The organism is Kitasatospora sp. NPDC002551, assembly GCF_040296005.1.
Lineage (GTDB): Bacteria > Actinomycetota > Actinomycetes > Streptomycetales > Streptomycetaceae > Kitasatospora.
Window position 1 is genome coordinate 17,557 of the sequence record NZ_JBEOWI010000051.1, and the last position, 18,315, is coordinate 35,871.

Annotated in this window: 16 protein-coding genes; 3 read left to right on the plus strand and 13 right to left on the minus strand. The window is 72.1% G+C overall.

Annotated elements, in window-relative coordinates; genetic code table 11:
* Positions 1-77: 77 nt before the first annotated feature.
* Positions 78-1,007, plus strand: coding sequence for a LysR family transcriptional regulator (locus ABT093_RS31780; RefSeq protein ID WP_350570300.1), 930 nt, complete (start codon positions 78-80; stop codon positions 1,005-1,007).
* 3 nt (positions 1,008-1,010) lie between these two features.
* Here the strand turns inward: ABT093_RS31780 and ABT093_RS31785 are convergent, their stop codons facing one another.
* The 4 genes from ABT093_RS31785 to ABT093_RS31800 all read right to left on the minus strand — a co-directional run bounded on the left by ABT093_RS31785 (position 1,011) and on the right by ABT093_RS31800 (position 5,387).
* Positions 1,011-1,457: a GNAT family N-acetyltransferase gene (locus ABT093_RS31785; protein ID WP_350570301.1), complete on the minus strand. Its 447-nt coding sequence runs from the start codon at positions 1,455-1,457 to the stop codon at positions 1,011-1,013.
* 161 nt (positions 1,458-1,618) lie between these two features.
* Complete coding sequence (aspS, locus tag ABT093_RS31790) at positions 1,619-3,409, minus strand: aspartate--tRNA ligase (protein ID WP_350570303.1); 1,791 nt, start codon at positions 3,407-3,409, stop codon at positions 1,619-1,621.
* Positions 3,406-4,668, minus strand: a complete 1,263-nt coding sequence (hisS, locus tag ABT093_RS31795; protein ID WP_350570305.1) for a histidine--tRNA ligase — start codon at positions 4,666-4,668, stop codon at positions 3,406-3,408. The genes aspS and hisS overlap by 4 nt, the downstream gene beginning before the upstream one ends.
* An 11-nt stretch (positions 4,669-4,679) precedes the next feature.
* Positions 4,680-5,387 carry an MBL fold metallo-hydrolase gene (locus ABT093_RS31800; RefSeq protein ID WP_350570307.1) on the minus strand — a complete coding sequence of 236 codons (708 nt, stop codon included), beginning with the start codon at positions 5,385-5,387 and terminating at the stop codon, positions 4,680-4,682.
* A gap of 280 nt (positions 5,388-5,667) precedes the next feature.
* Here ABT093_RS31800 and ABT093_RS31805 point away from each other — a divergent pair, with 280 nt between their 5' ends.
* Together ABT093_RS31805 and ABT093_RS31810 are read left to right on the plus strand one after the other, a co-directional pair.
* Positions 5,668-6,504: a peptidylprolyl isomerase gene (locus ABT093_RS31805; RefSeq protein WP_350570308.1), complete on the plus strand. Its 837-nt coding sequence runs from the start codon at positions 5,668-5,670 to the stop codon at positions 6,502-6,504.
* Positions 6,505-6,766: 262 nt separating this feature from the next.
* Positions 6,767-7,996, plus strand: a complete 1,230-nt coding sequence (locus tag ABT093_RS31810) for a DUF349 domain-containing protein (protein WP_350570309.1) — start codon at positions 6,767-6,769, stop codon at positions 7,994-7,996.
* A gap of 93 nt (positions 7,997-8,089) precedes the next feature.
* Here ABT093_RS31810 and ABT093_RS31815 read toward each other — a convergent pair whose 3' ends face one another.
* The 9 genes from ABT093_RS31815 to ABT093_RS31855 all read right to left on the minus strand — a co-directional run bounded on the left by ABT093_RS31815 (position 8,090) and on the right by ABT093_RS31855 (position 18,239).
* Positions 8,090-10,507 carry a RelA/SpoT family protein gene (locus tag ABT093_RS31815; RefSeq protein WP_502884363.1) on the minus strand — a complete coding sequence of 806 codons (2,418 nt, stop codon included), beginning with the start codon at positions 10,505-10,507 and terminating at the stop codon, positions 8,090-8,092.
* Between the two features lie 236 nt (positions 10,508-10,743).
* Positions 10,744-11,295: an adenine phosphoribosyltransferase gene (locus ABT093_RS31820; protein WP_350570310.1), complete on the minus strand. Its 552-nt coding sequence runs from the start codon at positions 11,293-11,295 to the stop codon at positions 10,744-10,746.
* 25 nt (positions 11,296-11,320) lie between these two features.
* On the minus strand, positions 11,321-12,424 hold the full coding sequence (gene secF, locus ABT093_RS31825) for a protein translocase subunit SecF (RefSeq protein ID WP_350570311.1): 1,104 nt from the start codon (positions 12,422-12,424) through the stop codon (positions 11,321-11,323).
* A gap of 4 nt (positions 12,425-12,428) precedes the next feature.
* Positions 12,429-14,213: a protein translocase subunit SecD gene (gene secD / locus ABT093_RS31830; protein ID WP_502884361.1), complete on the minus strand. Its 1,785-nt coding sequence runs from the start codon at positions 14,211-14,213 to the stop codon at positions 12,429-12,431.
* Positions 14,214-14,357: 144 nt separating this feature from the next.
* The gene (yajC, locus tag ABT093_RS31835; protein WP_350570313.1) at positions 14,358-14,783 is read right to left on the minus strand and encodes a preprotein translocase subunit YajC; all 426 of its coding nucleotides are present in this window, start codon (positions 14,781-14,783) and stop codon (positions 14,358-14,360) included.
* A gap of 272 nt (positions 14,784-15,055) precedes the next feature.
* Positions 15,056-16,147 (minus strand): Holliday junction branch migration DNA helicase RuvB, encoded by a 1,092-nt coding sequence (gene ruvB, locus ABT093_RS31840; RefSeq protein WP_350570314.1) that lies wholly within the window; start codon positions 16,145-16,147, stop codon positions 15,056-15,058.
* Positions 16,148-16,199: 52 nt separating this feature from the next.
* A complete protein-coding gene (ruvA, locus tag ABT093_RS31845; protein WP_350570315.1) occupies positions 16,200-16,811 on the minus strand; it encodes a Holliday junction branch migration protein RuvA in 612 nt (203 codons plus the stop codon).
* Positions 16,808-17,359 (minus strand): crossover junction endodeoxyribonuclease RuvC, encoded by a 552-nt coding sequence (gene ruvC, locus ABT093_RS31850; RefSeq protein ID WP_350570316.1) that lies wholly within the window; start codon positions 17,357-17,359, stop codon positions 16,808-16,810. The genes ruvA and ruvC overlap by 4 nt, the downstream gene beginning before the upstream one ends.
* Before the next feature lie 121 nt (positions 17,360-17,480).
* Positions 17,481-18,239 (minus strand): YebC/PmpR family DNA-binding transcriptional regulator, encoded by a 759-nt coding sequence (locus ABT093_RS31855; RefSeq protein ID WP_049651428.1) that lies wholly within the window; start codon positions 18,237-18,239, stop codon positions 17,481-17,483.
* Between the last annotated feature and the right edge of the window lie 76 nt (positions 18,240-18,315).

Consider the following 18,315-nt stretch of genomic DNA (forward strand, 5'->3'; position numbering starts at 1 on the left):
GGCCCCCGGGACCGGAGGACCCACCATGACCCACACCTGCCGGACCGGTCCAATTTCCGGTTCCATAACCTTGGGGCATGGATGTCGACACCCGCCTGCTGCGCAGCTTCGCCGCGGTCTGCGAGGAGGGCCAGCTGACCGCGGCGGCGGCCCGGCTGTTCGTCTCCCAGCCGACGCTGACCAAGCAGATCCGCCAGCTGGAGAGCCTGCTCGGGGTGGAGCTGTTCGAACGGTCGCGGCGCGGCATGGCCCCCACCCGGGCCGGCTGGGCGCTGGCCGCGCACACCGGGGCGCTGATGGCGGGCTGGGAGGAGGCGCTGCGCGCCACCCGGGCGGCCGCGGCGGACCAGGGCTCGACGCTGCGGGTGGGGTTCGAGGGCGGCATCATCAACCTGATGACCCAGCGCACGGTGGCGGACTTCGCCCGCCGGATGCCGGGCTGGCAGGTGGAGCTGCGGCAGAACAACTGGTTCGACCCGACCTCGGGCCTGGCCTCGGGCGAGATCGACCTGACGCTCTGGCACGCCCCGCCGTCGCTGTCCGAGCGGTACGGGGTGGCCGTGCTGGGCGAGGAGGCGCGCTGCGCGGCGCTGCCGGCCGGGCACCCGCTGGCAGCGCGGACGGTGATCGAGTTCGAGGAGTTGCTCGACGAGCCCTTCGTCGCGATCCCGCACGAGGCCGGGCACTGGCGCGACTACTGGCTGGCGGTCCGGGAGCGGGGCGGGCGACCTGTGCGGATCGGCGCGGTGGCGCACAACACCGACGAGTGGCTGGCCGCGGTGGTGTGCGGCCAGGGCGTCGGTTTCGCCCCGGAGACGATGAGCCGGCTGGCACCGCGCGAGGATGTCGCGTACCGGCCGGTGCGGGGGTTGAGCCCGAGCCAGGTCGGGCTGTACTGGCCGAAGGACCGGGAGCCGACGCCCGCCATGACCGCGTTCGTGCGCAGTTGCCGCGCCACACTGGGTCTCGGAGGAAAGCCGGCCCGGTCGGCCAGGGCGGCGCAGTAGGGACTAGACCGCCTCGAAGGGCTCGGGGTAGCGGCACAGGCCGCGCGGCGAGCCGTCGTAGGCCGGCAGCGCGAGCGCCTGGAAGTACCCGTCGGGCACCTCGAACGGACCGCTCACCTCGTGCCCCTGGGCCGGGACGAAACCGAAACGGCCGTAGTAGTCGGGATCGCCGAGCACGACGACCAGTTTCTCGCCGGCGTCCTCGGCGGCCGACAGCGCGGCCCTGACCACCAGCTCGCCGACGCCCTTGCGCTGCCACTCCGGGGCGACGGCGACCGGCGCGAGCGCCAGCCCCTTGCCCTTGCCGACCCGCAGCCGGGTGAGCAGCGCGTGACCGACCACCAGCCCGGATTCGTCGACCGCCACCACCGAGAGCTCCGGCAGCCAGGCCGGGTCGCGGCGCAGCGCGTCGACCAGGTCGGCTTCGTCGGGGCCGGGGAAGGCGGCCATGTGGACACGTCTGGTGGCGGGGACGTCCTCAGGACACTCGATCCTGGTACTGACCTTCACAGGGAACCCTCTCTCTGTCGCACGCCGTTGTGCACCGGCCCCGGACAGCGGAAATGCCGTCCGGGGCCGTGAAAGGTTAGCCGATGTCGGCCGACGGGGTGTCAGGCGTTCGCCTGGCCCTCGGACTTGCCGTCCTCGCGGACCTTCGGCCGGGCGTCCACGCCCGCCTCGCGCCGCTGCGCCGGGGTGATCGGGGTGGGGGCGCCGGTCAGCGGGTCGCCGCCGGTGGACGTCTTCGGGAACGCGATGACGTCCCGGATGGTGTCGTACCCGCCGAGCAGGGTGACGATCCGGTCCAGGCCGAAGGCGACACCGCCGTGCGGCGGCGGGCCGTAGTTGAAGGCGTCCAGCAGGAAGCCGAACTGCGAGGCCGCCTCCTCCTCGGAGAGGCCGATCGCGTCGAACGCCCGCTTCTGCACGTCCCGCTGGTGGATACGGATCGAACCGCCGCCCAGCTCCGAGCCGTTGAGCACCAGGTCGTAGGCGTTGGACAGGGCGGTGCCCGGGTCGGTGTCGAAGGTGGCCAGCGACTCCGCGGTGGGGGCGGTGAAGGGGTGGTGCACGGCGTGCCAGCCCTGGAAGGCGCCCTTGTCGTCCTCGATCGGCTCGAACATCGGGAAGTCGACGACCCACAGGAAGGCCCACTGGGACTCGTCGATCAGGCCGCAGCGGCGGCCGATCTCCAGACGGGCGGCGCCGAGCAGCTCCTGGGAGGCGCGCTCCTTGCCGGCCGCGAAGAAGACGGCGTCGCCGTTCTTGGCGCCGGCGGCGGCGGCCAGGCCGGCCAGGTGCTCCGCGGAGAGGTTCTTGGCGACGGGGCCGCGCAGCTCGCCGGTCTCGGCGTCGATGAGCACGTAGGCGAGGCCGCGGGCGCCGCGCGCCTTGGCCCAGTCCTGCCAGGCGTCGAGCTGCTTGCGCGGCTGCGAGGCGCCGCCGGGCATGACCACGGCGCCGACGTACGGGGCCTGGAAGACCCGGAAGTCGGTGCCCTTGAAGTACTCGGTGAGGTCGGTCAGCTCCTGGCCGAAGCGGACGTCCGGCTTGTCCGATCCGTAGCGGCCCATGGCGTCCGCGTAGGTCATCCGCGGCAGCGGGTTGGGGATCTCGTAGCCGTGGACCTCGCGCCAGATGGCGCCGATGATCTTCTCGCCGAGGGCCAGGACGTCCTCCTGGTCGACGAAGGAGGCCTCGATGTCCAGCTGGGTGAACTCCGGCTGGCGGTCGGCGCGGAAGTCCTCGTCGCGGAAGCAGCGGGCGATCTGGTAGTAGCGCTCCATGCCGGCCACCATCAGCAGCTGCTTGAACAGCTGGGGCGACTGCGGCAGCGCGTACCAGTGGCCGGGCTGCAGGCGGACCGGGACGAGGAAGTCGCGGGCGCCCTCGGGGGTGGAGCGGGTGAGGTACGGCGTCTCGATGTCGAGGTAGTCGTTCTCCTCCATCACCCGGCGGATGATGTTGTTGACCTTGGAGCGCAGGCGCAGGCCCTTGGCGGGGCCCTCGCGGCGCAGGTCGAGGTAGCGGTAGCGCAGGCGCACCTCCTCGTTGACCGTGCCGGGCTCGTACTCGGCGACCGGGAACGGCAGCGGGGCGGCCTCGGAGAGGACCTCGATCTCGCTGACGACGACCTCGACGGCGCCGGTCGGGATCTCCGGGTTCTCGTTGCCCTCGGGCCGCACGCGGACGTCGCCGACCACCTTGACGCAGTACTCGGCGCGAAGGCCGTGCACCGAGTCGAGGTCGCGGACCACGATCTGCACGGTGCCGGAGGCGTCGCGCAGGTCGATGAAGGCCACGCCGCCGTGGTCGCGGCGGCGGGCGACCCAGCCGGCCAGGGTGACGGTGGTGCCTGCGTGCTCCGGGCGGAGCGTGCCCGCGTCGTGCGTGCGGATCACAGCTGCTTCTCCTTCAGGGTGGTGACGAGTGCGTCGAGGGCGACGGGGTTCTGCTCGCCGGTGGTGAGGTCCTTGAGCTGGACGACGCCCTCGGCGAGGTCGCGGTCACCGGCGACGAGGGCGAAGCGGGCGCCGGAACGGTCGGCGGACTTCATGGCGTTCTTGATGCTCTTGACGCCGAAGGCGAGGTCGGTGGCGACGCCGGCCCGGCGCAGCTCGATCACCTTGGCGAACAGGACGTTCTTGGCCTCCTCGCCGAGCGCGACGGCGTAGACGGAGGTGGCGGCCGGCAGGTCGAGGGTGACGCCCTCGGCCTCCAGCGCCAGGAAGGTGCGGTCGACGCCGAGCGCCCAGCCGACCGAGGGCAGCGCCGGGCCGCCGATCATCTCGGACAGGCCGTCGTAGCGGCCGCCGCCGCCGATCGCGGACTGGGCGCCGAGGCCGTTGTGCACGAACTCGAAGGTGGTGCGGGTGTAGTAGTCGAGGCCGCGCACCAGCTTGGGGTCGTCGACGAAGGCGACGCCGTTCGCGGTGAGCAGCTCGCGCACCTTCTCGTCGTAGGCCTTGCAGTCCTCGCACAGGTAGTCGCGCAGCATCGGCGCGCCGCCGAGCTGGGCCTGCACCGACTCGCGCTTGTCGTCCAGCACCCGCAGCGGGTTGATCCCGGCGCGGCGCCGGGTGTCCTCGTCGAGGTCCAGGCCGGCCAGGAACTCCACCAGCGCGGCGCGGTAGACCGGGCGGCACTGCTTGTCGCCGAGGCTGTTGAGCAGCAGGCGGTAGTCGCTCAGGCCGAGCGCCCGGAAGGCGTCGTCGGCCAGGATGATCAGCTCGGCGTCCAGCGCCGGGTCCTCGGCGCCGATGGCCTCCGCCCCGACCTGCGAGAACTGGCGGTAGCGGCCCTTCTGCGCGCGCTCGTAGCGGTAGTAGGAGCCGGAGTACCAGAGCTTGACCGGCAGGTTGCCCTGCTTGTGCAGGTTGGCCTGGAGCGCGGCGCGCAGCACGGAGGCGGTGCCCTCGGGGCGCAGCGCGAGCTCGTCGCCGCCCTTGGTGGTGAGGGTGTACATCTCCTTGGTGACGATGTCGGTCGACTCGCCGACGCCGCGGGAGAACAGCTTGACGTCCTCGAAGACCGGGGTCTCGACGTAGCCGTAGCCGGCCCGGCGGGCGGGCGCGGCGATCGCCTCGCGGATCGCCAGGAAGGTCGCGGAGCTGGGCGGCAGCAGGTCGTAGGTGCCCTTGGGGGCGGTGAAGGTGCTCAACTTCTCTTCCGTCACATTCCTCGTCGCGGGAAAGCCGGGGCGCCGGCCGCCCCCGCTGCCTGCCGGAGGTAGGGGTTGGTGGCGCGCTCGCGGCCGATGGTCGTCTGTCCGCCGTGGCCGGAGAGGACCACGGTGGCGTCGTCGAGGGGCAGGCACACCCGGGCCAGCGAGCGCATGATCGCGGCGCTGTCCCCGCCCGGGAGGTCGGTTCGCCCTATGGAGCCGGCGAAGAGCAGGTCGCCCGAGAAGAGCACCGGGGGAAGGTCCTCGGCGCCGGGCGTCCGGAACGTCACCGACCCCCCGGTATGGCCGGGGGCGTGGTCGACGGTGAGCGACAGGCCGGCCAGCTCCAGCACGCTGCCGTCGGTGAGCTCGCGCACGTCGTCGGGCTCGCCGACGGTCAGCTCGCCCATCAGCTGGGTGCCGAGCGAGCGGCCGAGCGCCTTCTCCGGGTCGCTCATCATGTAGCGGTCCTCGGGGTGGATCCAGGCCGGGACGCCCTTGGCTCCGCAGACCGGGACCACGGAGGCGACGTGGTCGATGTGGCCGTGGGTGAGCAGCACGGCGACCGGCTTGAGCCGGTGCTCGCGGACCAGTTCCTCGACGCCGGCGGCGGCCTGGTGGCCCGGATCGACGATGACGCACTCCTCGCCCGGCGCCGGAGCGACCAGGTAGCAGTTGGTGCCCCAGGCTCCAGCGGGGAATCCGGCGATGAACACGCGCGTCCTTCGGTGTCGGTCTTCGGGTCTTCGGCGTCGCGCGCCGTGACGGCCCCGGCTGCGGCTACGAACTGTGATGTAGGGGCAGCCTACCGGCGGTGCGGGTCCGGTTGCGAACCAGATGCGCGTGACAGGTTCACTTCGAGCTGAACGGTTCACCCCGTTCTTACGGTCGCGGTCCCTACACTTGGCCGCCAATGGGTGCGATGATCCGCATCGGCGTCGCACACAGACGAAGCCCCCACATCCGCGATCAGCACATCCGTAGGAGACAGAGCCGGTGGTCAGCAGCGAACAGCGGCGGCGGCAGCTCGCCCGGGAGAAGTACGAGCGCCAGATGGAGCGCCGGGCCGCGCAGGTGGCCGCGCGCAAGCGCCGCAACACGATCCTCGGCGCCGCGCTCGCCGTGGTCGTGCTGGCCGGAGGCGGCACCCTCTTCGCGACCGGCGCCTTCGACTCGGACGACAAGAAGAAGGACACCACCGCGCAGGCCGCGCCGACCCCGGAGGCGACCGAGCCCACCGTGCCGACCCGCAAGCCGGTCGAGGGCTGCGCGGAGCCGGCTCCGGGCACCCCGAACGGCAAGCAGTGGCAGGCCGAGCCGGCCATGACCGTCGACACCAAGGCGAGCTACGCCGTGACGATGGACACCAACTGCGGCAAGGTGACGCTGTCGCTGGACGCCGCCAAGGCGCCGCACACGGTGAACTCCTTCGCCTTCCTGGCCGGCGAGCAGTACTTCGACCACACCAAGTGCCACCGGCTCACCACCGGCGGCATCTTCGTGCTGCAGTGCGGCGACCCGACCGCCAGCGCCACCGCCCCCGGCGGCACCGGCGGCCCGGGCTACAAGTTCGCCGACGAGAACCTCACCGGCGCCACCTACCCGGCCGGCACCGTGGCGATGGCCAACGCCGGCCCGGGCACCAACGGCAGCCAGTTCTTCCTGGTCTACAAGGACACCCAGCTGCCGCCGAGCTACACCCCGTTCGGCACGATCACCGGCGGCCTGGACGTGCTCCAGAAGATCGCCGCCGCGGGCACCCTGGAGGGTGGCACGGACGGCCACCCGATGGCCGACGTCACCCTCAACTCGGTGACGGCCGCCAAGGGTTGATCCGCTCCGGAACCGTCCCCCGGCGCGCCGCGGCGCGCCGGGGGCGGCACCGGCCCGAAATCGCCCGGCCCGGATGCGGACAGCACCGGGCCTGGTCGCCTATGTTGGCGTTGTGTAGGGTGCCCAGACCCGCCGGCCGTCACCCTCGGCAGCAGGACACGGCGGACGGGGACGGCGGACTCATCGGTCCGCCGCACATCAACTGTGGACGACGGACGCGGACCGCCCCGGCGCGGGCGCGACGTCATGTGGAGGACGCGCTATGAGCAGCGACCCGTGGGGCCGTGTCGACGAGCAGGGCACGGTCTACGTCAGGACGGCCGACGGCGAACGCGTCGTGGGTTCCTGGCAGGCCGGCTCGCCCGAGGAGGCGCTCGCCTACTTCGAGCGCAAGTACCAGGGCATCGAGGTGGAGATCGGCCTGCTGGAGAAGCGGGTGCGCACCACCGACCTGGCCGCCAAGGACGCCCAGGCCGCGCTGGAGCACCTGCGCGAGCAGGTCACCGAGGCGCACGCGGTGGGCGACCTGGCGGCGCTGGCCCAGCGGCTGGACACGCTCGCCGGCGAGATCGAGAGCCGTCGCGAGGAGCGCAAGGCCGCCCGGGCCAAGGCCCAGGACGAGACCCGCACCGCCAAGGAGGCGCTGGTCGCCGAGGCCGAGCAGCTCGCCGAGTCCACCCAGTGGCGGGAGGCCGGCGACCGGCTGCGCGCCCTGGTGGACACCTGGAAGGGCCTGCCCCGCCTGGACCGCAAGAGCGACGACGAGCTGTGGCACCGTTTCTCGCACGCCCGCTCGGTCTTCTCCAAGCACCGCAAGTCGCACTTCGCGGCGCTGGACGCCGAGCGCGAGCAGGCCCGGCTCACCAAGGAGCAGCTGGTCTCCGAGGCCGAGGCGCTCTCCTCGTCGACCGAGTGGGGCGACACCGCGGCCGCCTACCGCGACCTGATGGCGCGCTGGAAGGCCGCCGGCCGCGCCCAGCGCGACGTCGAGGACGAGCTGTGGGCGCGGTTCCGCGGCGCCCAGGACGTCTTCTTCCAGGCGCGCTCCGCGGTGTTCAGCGAGCGCGACGCCGAGCAGGTCGCCAACCAGAAGCTCAAGGAGGCGCTGGCGGCCGAGGCCGAGGCGATCCTGCCGATCACCGACCTCAAGGCGGCCAAGGCCGCGCTGCGCGAGGTCAACGAGCGCTGGGAGGCCATCGGCCACGTGCCGCGCGACGTCCGCCCGAAGCTGGACGGCCGGCTGAACGCGGTCGAGCGGGCCATCCGCGAGGCCGAGGACACCGAGTGGAAGCGCTCCAACCCGGAGGCCAAGGCCCGCGCCGCCGGCATGGTCGGCCTGTTCCAGGCCAAGGCGGACAAGCTCCGCGCCGACCTGGACAAGGCCCGCGCGGCCGGCAACGCGTCCAGGACGGCGAAGCTGGAGTCCGAGCTGGCCGGCGTCCAGGAGCTGCTGGACCAGGCGCACCGCAGCCAGGAGGAGTTCAGCGGCTGATCCGGCCGCGGACGACACGGCGAGGGCCCCCGGGGACGATCCCCGGGGGCCCTCGCCGTCTCGCGTCCGGCCGCGCGCGGCCGGGCGGCGCCGCTACTTGCGGGCCGAGGTGACGCGGTAGACGTCGTAGACGCCCTCGACGCCGCGGACCGCCTTGAGGACGTGGCCCAGGTGCTTGGGGTCGCCCATCTCGAAGGTGAAGCGGCTCATCGCCACCCGGTCGCGGGAGGTCTGCACCGCCGCCGACAGGATGTTGACGTGCTGGTCGGAGAGCACCCGGGTGACGTCCGAGAGCAGCCGGGAGCGGTCCAGCGCCTCGACCTGGATGGCGACCAGGAAGACCGAGGACTGGGTGGCCGCCCACTCGACCTCGATCATCCGCTCGGGCTGCTGGCTGAGCGCCTCGACGTTGACGCAGTCGGCGCGGTGCACCGAGACGCCGTTGCCGCGGGTGATGAAGCCGACGATGGCGTCGCCCGGCACCGGGGTGCAGCAGCGCGACAGCTTCACCCAGACGTCCTCGACGCCCTTGACGATCACGCCCGGGTCGCCCTTGGCCCGGCGGCGCACCGCGCGCCGGTTGTCGTGGGTCGGGGTGGCCGTCTCGGCGAGGTCCTCGGTGGCCCCCTCCTCGCCGCCCAGCGCCTGCACCAGCTTCTGGACGATGTTCTGCGCGGTGACGTGGCCCTCGCCGATCGCCGCGTAGAGCGAGGAGATGTCCGGGTAGCGCATCTCGTGGGCGAGGGTGACCAGCGAGTCGCCGGTGAGGATCCGCTGGATCGGCAGGCCCTGCTTGCGCATCGCGCGGGCGATGGCCTCCTTGCCCTGCTCGATCGCCTCCTCGCGGCGCTCCTTGGAGAACCAGGCGCGGATCTTGTTGCGGGCGCGCGGGGACTTGACGAAGCCCAGCCAGTCCCGGGACGGTCCGGCGTTCTCCGCCTTGGAGGTGAACACCTCGACGGTGTCGCCGTTCTCCAGGGTCGACTCCAGCGGCACCAGCCGCCCGTTCACCCGGGCCCCGATGGTGCGGTAGCCGACCTCGGTGTGCACCGCGAACGCGAAGTCCACCGGGGTGGCCCCGGCGGGGAGGGCTATGACATCGCCCTTGGGAGTGAAGACGAAGACCTCGTTGCTGGCCAGGTCGAAGCGCAGCGACTCCAGGAACTCGCTGGGGTCGGCGGTCTCCTTCTGCCAGTCCAGCAGCTGCCGCAGCCAGGCCATCTCGTTGACGGCGCCGGCCTTGTCGTCCTTGCGGGTCTGGGTCGGGGTGTCGGTGCGCACCTTGGAGGCACCGGCCACCGCGCGCTGCTTGTACTTCCAGTGCGCGGCGATGCCGTACTCGGCGCGGCGGTGCATGTCGAAGGTGCGGATCTGCAGCTCGACGGGCTTGCCCCCGGGACCGATCACCGTGGTGTGCAGCGACTGGTACATGTTGAACTTGGGCATCGCGATGTAGTCCTTGAACCGCCCCGGCACCGGGTTCCACCGCGCGTGGATGGTGCCCAGCGCCGCGTAGCAGTCGCGGACGGTGTCGACCAGGACCCGGATGCCCACCAGGTCGTAGATCTCGGCGAAGTCCCGGCCCCGGACGATCATCTTCTGGTAGACCGAGTAGTAGTGCTTCGGCCGGCCGGTGACGGAGGCGGTGATCCGGGCGCCGCGCAGGTCGCCCTGGACCTGGTCGATGACGGTCGCCAGGTACTCGTCCCGCTTGGGGGCGCGCTCGGCGACCAGCCGGACGATCTCGTCGTACATCTTGGGGTAGAGGATCGCGAAGGCGAGGTCCTCCAGTTCCCACTTGATGGTGTTCATGCCCAGCCGGTGCGCCAGCGGGGCGTAGATCTCCAGCGTCTCGCGGGCCTTCTTCTCCTGCTTCTCCCGCTTGAGGTAGCGCATGGTGCGCATGTTGTGCAGGCGGTCGGCCAGCTTGATCACCAGGACCCGGGGGTCCTTGGCCATCGCGACGACCATCTTGCGGACCGTCTCGGCCTGCGCGGCCTCGCCGAACTTGACCCGGTCCAGCTTGGTGACGCCGTCCACCAGCAGGGCCACCGAGTCCCCGAAGTCCCGGCGCAGGGTCTCCAGGCCGTAGTCGGTGTCCTCGACGGTGTCGTGCAGCAGGCCGGCCATCAGCGTCGGGGCGTCCATGCCCAGCTCGGCGAGGATGGTCGCGACCGCCAGCGGGTGGGTGATGTACGGGTCGCCGCTCTTGCGCTTCTGCCCGCGGTGCCACTTCTCGGCGACCGCGTACGCGCGCTCGATGTCGCGCAGCAGCGCCGGGTCGGCCTTGGGGTCGTTGGCCCGGATCGAGCGGAACAGCGGCTCCAGGACGGGGTTGAGCACACTGGAGCGCTGGCCGCCGAGGCGGGCGAGGCGCGCGCGCATGCCGCCGCCGGCCGAGGAGCCCCGGCCGGCCTGGGCGGACGGGCGGGACGGGGTCGGCGCCGGACGTGCCGGGGTGGCCCCCGAGGGCGTGGGCCGGTTCTCGGGGGTGGCCGCAGCCGTGGGCACAACCTCGTCGGGCAAGGACACTCCTCAGGGCGCTCGGCCTGCCCCTCGCGGGCGCCGCGCGGCTCGGGCCGCGGCCCGCGCAACCGGGAGGGGATGAATCTTCATGGTACCGAGCCTTGCGCCGGGACGTTCGGTCGGCCGGGCCCGCACACGCGGCGGACACACGCCTGTCACAACGGCGGGCGGCGGCCGGATCATTCCGACCGCCGCCCGCCGTGGTGGACCGTTGCGAGGACTCAGACCGTGACCAGCGTCTCCAGCGGAGCGCCGCCCAGGTGCGGGGCCAGCCGCTCGCGGCCGTCGAGGAAGCCCAGCTCCATCAGCACGACCACGCCGACCAGTTCCGCCCCGGCCTCCTTGACCAGGTCCAGCGAGGCGCCGATGGTGCCGCCGGTGGCCAGCACGTCGTCCACCACCAGCACCCGCTCACCGGGCGCGAAGGCGTCGCACTGCACCTCCAGCGTCGCCGAGCCGTACTCCAGCTCGTACGAGCGGCGGAACACCTCGCCGGGCAGCTTGCCCTGCTTGCGGATCGGCACGAAGCCGAGCCCGGCCGCGAAGGCCGCCGGGGCGGCGAGCACGAAGCCGCGCGCCTCCAGGCCGACCACCTTGGTGGCCCCGAGCTCCGCGGCCCGGTCCGCGAGCGCCCGGGTGAGCGCGGCGAAGGCCTCGGCGTCGGCGAGCAGCGGCGCGATGTCCTTGAACAGCACGCCCGGCTTCGGGTAGTCCTGGACGTCCCGGATCCGGCTGGTGAGCAGCTCGGCCAGGGCGGTGTCGGCGGTGGTCACGAAGGGTCCTTAGGGTCGGCGGGGGTCAGCGCTTGGTGGACGGACGGCCCTTGGCACGCGTGGTGCCGGTGGCCCGGCCGCCGCGCTGACCGACCATACCCGCCGGCAGGTCCTCGTCGGCGATCTCCTCGCTGTCGCCGGCCTCCTTGGCCGCGGCGGCCTTGGCGTCGGCGGCACGGCGCTGGGCGACCCGCTTGGCCAGGGCCTTCATCTCCGGCGCCTCCTCCTTCAGCTGCGCGAGCAGCGGGGTGGCGACGCAGATCGAGGAGTAGGCACCGGCGGCGAGACCGATGAACAGCGCCAGCGAGATGTCGTTCAGGGTGCCGGCACCGAGCAGACCGCCACCGATGAACAGCAGCGCCGCCACCGGGAGCAGGGCGACCACGGTGGTGTTGAGCGAGCGGACCAGGGTCTGGTTGAGGCCCGCGTTGGCCGCCTCGCTGTAGGTGAGCTTGTTCTGCTTGGTGAGGTCCTTGGTGTTCTCCTTCACGGTGTCGAAGACGACGACCGTGTCGTAGAGGGAGTAACCGAGGATGGTCAGGAAGCCGATCACGGTGCCCGGGGTGACCTCGAAGCCCACCAGGGCGTAGACGCCGATGGTGATCAGGAGGTCGTGGATGAGGGCGACCAGGGCGGCCACCGCCATCCGCCACTCGAAGGCGATCGCCAGGTAGATCGTCACCAGGATCATGAAGATGATCAGGCCGGTGAGCGCCTTGTTGGAGATCTGCTCACCCCAGCTGGGACCGATCACCTGGGTGTCGATCTCGGCGACCGGGACGCCGATCTCCTGCGACAGCTTGCCGGTGAACTCCGAGGAGGTGGTCTTGTCCTCCGAGGACACCTGGATGCGGATCTTGCCGTTGTCGGTCGACTGCACCAGCGGGTGCGAGGAGACGATCTTGTCGACCGCGTCCTGGGTCTGCGACACCGACAGGCCCGGCTTGGACACGGTGTAGACCGAGCCGCCCTTGAACTCGATGCCCAGGTGCAGGCCCATCGCCAGGCCGATCGCGGCGACCAGGACGATCACCCCGGAGATGCTGTACCAGAGCTTGCGCCGGCCGACGAAGTCGAAGCTGACCTCGCCCTGGTAGAGCTTGTGGCCCAGATTGGAGAAGCGCGACACGGTGTCAGGCCCCCTTCACGGCGGCGGAGGACGAGGGGGTGCGACGACGGGTGCTGCGCAGCGGCGGGCGGGCGCCCAGCCGCTTCGGGTCCAGACCGGACCACGGGTGGCCGTCGGAGAAGAACTTCCGGCGGGCCAGCAGCGTGATCAGCGGCTTGGTGAACAGGAAGATGACGACGACGTCGAGCGCCGTGGTCAGGCCCAGGGTGAAGGCGAAGCCCTGCACCTTGCCGACCGAGACCAGGTAGAGCACCGCGGCACAGAGGAAGGACACGAAGTCCGACACCAGGATGGTGCGCCGGGCGCGCGGCCAGGCCCGCTGGACCGCCGGGCGCAGCGGGGCGCCCTCACGGACCTCGTCGCGGATGCGCTCGAAGTAGACGATGAAGGAGTCGGCGGTGATACCGATCGCGACGATGGCGCCGCAGACCGCCGGCAGGTTCAGCGCGAAGCCGATCCCGGAGCCGAGCAGGCTCATGATCGAGTAGGTCAGCGCGGCCGAGACGATCAGACCGGCGATCGAGACCAGGCCCAGGCCCCGGTAGTAGACCAGGGAGTAGAGGACCACCAGGATCATGCCGATCAGACCGGCGACCAGGCCGGCCTTCAGCTGGTCGCCGCCGAGCTGCGGGGAGACGGTGGTGACGTCGCTGGTGGTGAACTCCAGCGGCAGGGCGCCGAAGCTCAGCACGTTCGCGAGGTTCTGCGCCTCGCTCTGCGTGAAGTTGCCGGAGATCACGGCCGAGCCGCCGGGGATGGCGCTGCGCACGTACGGGTGGGAGACGACCTGGCCGTCCAGCACGATGGCGAACTGGTTGGTCGGGTCGGGCTGGGTGGCCAGCTGGCCGGTGACGGCGGTGAAGGCGTCGGTGCCGGTGCCGTCGAACTGCAGCTGGACCTGCCAGCCGCCGCCCTGCTGGGTGTCGATGGTGGCCTGCGCCTTGTCGACGTTCGCGCCGAACACCGCGACCGGGCCGAGGGCGAGCTTGTAGTAGACGCCGTTCTCGTCCTTCTGGGTGCAGGCGACGGTCGGCGAGCCCTCGGCGGTCTGGTAGTTCTTGCGCTGGTCCGGCTTGGTGCAGTCCATCGCGGCGAACTGGGCGGCCAGCTCCGGCGGGACGGTGCCGGAGGTCATCGCCGCGGAGAGGTCCTGCTGCGCGGCGGCCGGGTCGGTCGCGGCGGCGCTCGGGGCGCCGGAGGCGGCGGCCGAGGGGGTGCCGGAGGCGGTGGCGCCGGTGGTGGCGGCGGGCGTCGTCGGGTTGTCGGCCGCGAGGGCCTCACCGGCCGGGCGGCCCTGCTTGGTGGCGCTCGCGCTCGGCGACCCGGTCGCGGCGGCGCTCGGGGTGCCGCTCGCGCCCGCCGACGGGGTCTCGGTCGGGGCCGGAGCCTGGATGCCGCTCGGGGCGAGGGCGAGGACCGGGCGGAAGTAGAGCTTCGCGGTGGTGCCGACCTGGTCGGCCGCGCTCTGCTTGTCACCGCCCTTGGGGATGTTCACGATGATGTTGCGGTCGCCCTGGGTCTGGACCTCGGCCTCGGAGACGCCCATACCGTTGACGCGCTGCTCGATGATCCCGGTGGCGATGTCCATGTTGGACTTGTTGATCGCCTTGGGGTCGGTCGACTTCGCGCTCAGCGTGATGCTGGTACCGCCGGCGAGGTCGATACCGAGGCGGGGCTTGGTGTTGCCCGTCCCGAACATGAGGGCGACCAGTCCGACGGTGACGACCAGGATGAGGGCCAGCGCCCGCCCTGGGTAACCGTCGCGCGGGCGCGACTTGGGTGTTGCCACCTTGCTCGTTTCTCCCTGTCCATGCCACTTCCCCCCACCGACCCCCGCCCGGCACGCGGCCGGGCGGGGAGTGGCGGAACTGCGGCCCTGAGTCCTGTGGGCTCGCGGCACAACGCCGCGCGGCCGGGCGGGTGCCCGACCGTACTACTTGCTCGCGGGAGCCCCGCCCTCGGCCTCGGCCTTCGCGTCACCCTTGTCGGCGCCGTCCTTGCTGAACGACAGCGGCTTGGCGTCGGCCGACCCGGCCTCGACCTCGGTGTCCTCGTCCGACGCGTCGAGCGGCTCGTCCTCGGCCGGACGGCCGTTGATGACCGCGTCGTACTCCGTGGGCTCCAGGACCGCCGCGATCGCGCTCTTGGTGAAGTGGGTGACCACGCCCGGCGCGATCTCCAGCTCGACGGTCTCGTCGTTGACCGCCTTGACCTGCGCGTACAGGCCGCCGATGGTCCGCACGCCCGCCCCCGGCTCCAGCGCGGTCTGCATCTGCTGCATCTGCGCCTGGCGCTTCTTCTGCGCCCGGAACATGAGCACGATAGCGAGGATCGGGAGGAGAAGGATGATGAGGTTCACTGCAGCCAGGGTCCTTTACGGGCCGCCGGCCGGCGGCCTGTGTGGTAATGGTCGTCCCGTCGGGTGAGAGGGGCGGTCCGGCGGAGTCTAGGCGACCCCGAAGTGATCGGACAACGCCAAGCATCGCATCCTGCCGCCGAAAGTGGCGAGCCTCCGCCTGCACAGTTTCCCGGGACTTCTCCCCCGCCTTCTCCCGGCGCCCCGGCGGCGGGGGCGCATGGTCCGCACACGCTCCGCCGTCACCCGTTCGGCCCTCCGTCGCGACGCGCCGGTCAGCCCTGGTCGGCGGCGCGCTCCCCGTCCGGGGCGAACAGTTCCGGCTGAGCCGCCACGCCGCGGCCGGGCTGGGCCGGCGGGGTGAGTCCCAGGTGCCGCCAGGCCGCCGCGGTGGCGATCCGCCCGCGCGGGGTCCGGGCCAGCAGGCCCTCGCGGACCAGGAACGGCTCGGCGACCTCCTCGACCGTCTCGGCCTCCTCGCCCACCGCGACCGCCAGGGTCGACAGCCCGACCGGGCCGCCGCCGAACAGCCGCAGCAGCGCGTCCAGCACCGCCCGGTCCAGCCGGTCGAGACCGCGGGCGTCCACCTCGTAGACGTCCAGCGCCCGGCCCGCGATCTCGGGGGTGATCACGCCGTCGTGCCGCACCTGCGCGTAGTCGCGGACCCGGCGCAGCAGCCGGTTGGCGATCCGCGGCGTGCCCCGGGAGCGGCCGGCGATCTCGGCGGCGCCGGCCGGGTCGATCTCCACGTCCAGCAGCGCGGCCGAGCGGTGCACCACCCGCTGCAACTCGGCGGGCGCGTAGAACTCCATGTGCCCGGTGAAGCCGAAGCGGTCGCGCAGCGGCGGCGGCAGCAGGCCGGCCCGGGTGGTCGCGCCGACCAGGGTGAACGGCGGCAGCTCCAGCGGGATGGCGGTCGCGCCGGGGCCCTTGCCGACGATCACGTCGACCCGGAAGTCCTCCATCGCCATGTAGAGCATCTCCTCGGCGGGCCGGGACATCCGGTGGATCTCGTCGAGGAAGAGCACCTCGCCCTCGCCGAGCGAGGAGAGGATCGCCGCGAGGTCGCCCGCGTGCTGGATCGCCGGCCCGGAGGTGATCCGAATCGGGGCGCCCAGCTCGGCCGCGATGATCATCGACAGGGTGGTCTTGCCGAGCCCGGGCGGGCCGCTGAGCAGCACGTGATCGGGGGCGGCGCCGCGCCGGCGGGCCGCCTGGAGCACCAGCGACAGCTGCTCGCGCACCCGCTCCTGGCCGATGAACTCGTCCAGCAGCCGGGGGCGCAGCGCCGCCTCGACGGCCTGGTCCTCGCCGTCCGCGGCGGCGGTCACCAGCCGGTCGGCGGGCTCGGAGTCGTACGGGCTCATCGGAGGGGGCTCCCACATCGGTGTCGACAAAAGGACAGGTCGTCAGATGGCTTCAGCGAGATCGGTTGAGGCCGCGCAGCGCCAGGCGCAGCAGCGCGCCCACGTCCGGCACCGGCTGCTCCTCGGCCTGCGGGGTGACGGCGGCGACCGCCTCGTCCGCCTCGCGGGGCGCGTAGCCGAGGCCGACCAGCGCGGAGTGCAGCTGCTCGCTCCACGGCGCGGGGCCGGTGGCGACCGGCTTCTGCGCCGGGACCGCGCCGCTCGGCGCGCCCAGCTTGTCCTTGTACTCCAGCAGCAGCTTGGCGGCCTTGGCCTTGCCGATGCCGGGCACCGCCACCAGCGCCTTCTCGTCCCCGCTCGCCACCGCGAGGCGCAGCGCGTCGGGGCTGTGCACGCCGAGGATCGCCTGCGCCAGCTTCGGGCCGACGCCCGGCGCGGCCTGCAGGATCTCGAACACGCCGCGCTCGTCGTCGTCCGCGAAGCCGAACAGCGTCAGCGAGTCCTCCCGGACCACCAGCGAGGTCGCCAGCCGGGCCGGCTCGCCGAGCCGCAGACCGGCCAGCGTGTTCGGGGTGCACTGCACGGCCATGCCGACCCCGCCGACCTCGACCACCGCGATGCCGCCGGACAGCGCCGCCACGGGTCCTTGCACGAAGGCGATCATCGGATGGTTCCTTTCGGGCCGTGCGGGGAGGGGGTGGTGCGGGCCGCCTTGATCGCGGCCTCCAGGCGGTTGGTGGCGCCGCCGCGCCAGATGTGGCAGATGGCCAGCGCCAGCGCGTCGGCGGCGTCGGCCGGCTTCGGTGGCGCGTCCAGCCGCAGCAGCCGCTGCACCATGGCCGTGACCTGCGCCTTGTCGGCCCGGCCGGAGCCGGTGACGGCGGCCTTGACCTCGCTCGGGGTGTGCAGGGTGACCGGTATGCCGCGCCGGGTCGCGCAGAGCATCGCCACCGCGCTGGCCTGCGCCGTGCCCATCACGGTGCGGACGTTGTGCTGGGCGAAGACCCGCTCGACGGCCACCAGGTCGGGGCGGTGCTCGTCCAGCCAGGCCTCCAGACCCTGCTCGACCAGCAGCAGCCGCTGCCCGATCTCGGCCTCGGCGGGGGTGCGCACCACGCCGACCCCGGCCATCCGCAACGGCCGGCCCGGCGCGCCCTCGACCACGCCGACCCCGCACCTGGTCAGCCCCGGGTCGACACCCAGCACCCGCACCAAAGCTCCCCCTCGGTCACGATCTCCTCCGACCAGCGAAGGCTACCCTCCGCCACCGACAGCGCCCCCAACGACACCGGCCCGGCGGTCCTGGGGACCGCCGGGCCGGGAGGGGGCACGATCACTCGGCGTCGAGCTGCGCACCGACCTCGTCGCTGATGTCGAAGTTGGCGAAGACGTTCTGCACGTCGTCGCTGTCCTCCAGGGCGTCGATCAGCTTCAGGATCTTGCGGGCGCCGTCGACGTCCAGCTCGACCTGCATGCTCGGCAGGAAGTTGGCCTCGGCCGAGTCGTAGTCGACGCCCGCGTCCACCAGCGCGGTGCGCACGGCGACCATCTTGGAGGCCTCGGAGACGATCTCGAAGGAGTCGCCGAGGTCGTTGATCTCCTCGGGCTCCTGGTCCAGGACGACCTCGAAGAGCTTGTCCTCGTCCACGCCGTCCGCCTTGGGGACGATGACGACGCCCTTGCGGGTGAACAGGTAGGAGACCGAGCCCGGGTCGGCCATCGAGCCGCCGTTGCGGGTCATCGCCACGCGCACGTCGGAGGCGGCGCGGTTGCGGTTGTCGGTGAGGCACTCGATGAGCACCGCGACACCGTTCGGGCCGTAGCCCTCGTACATGATCGTCTGGTAGTCGGCCCCGCCGGCCTCCAGACCGCCACCGCGCTTGACGGCGCGGTTGATGTTGTCGATCGGGACCGAGCTCTTCTTCGCCTTCTGGATGGCGTCGTAGAGCGTCGGGTTGCCGGCCGGGTCGGGGCCGCCGGTGCGCGCCGCCACCTCGATGTTCTTGATCATCTTGGCGAAGAGCTTGCCGCGCTTGGCGTCGATCACGGCCTTCTTGTGCTTGGTGGTAGCCCACTTAGAGTGGCCGGACATCGCCAGCTCCTTTACGTCGCCAAAGGGAAATGAACAGATGAGATCTTACCGGTGCGGCCGGCGCCCGCCCGCACAC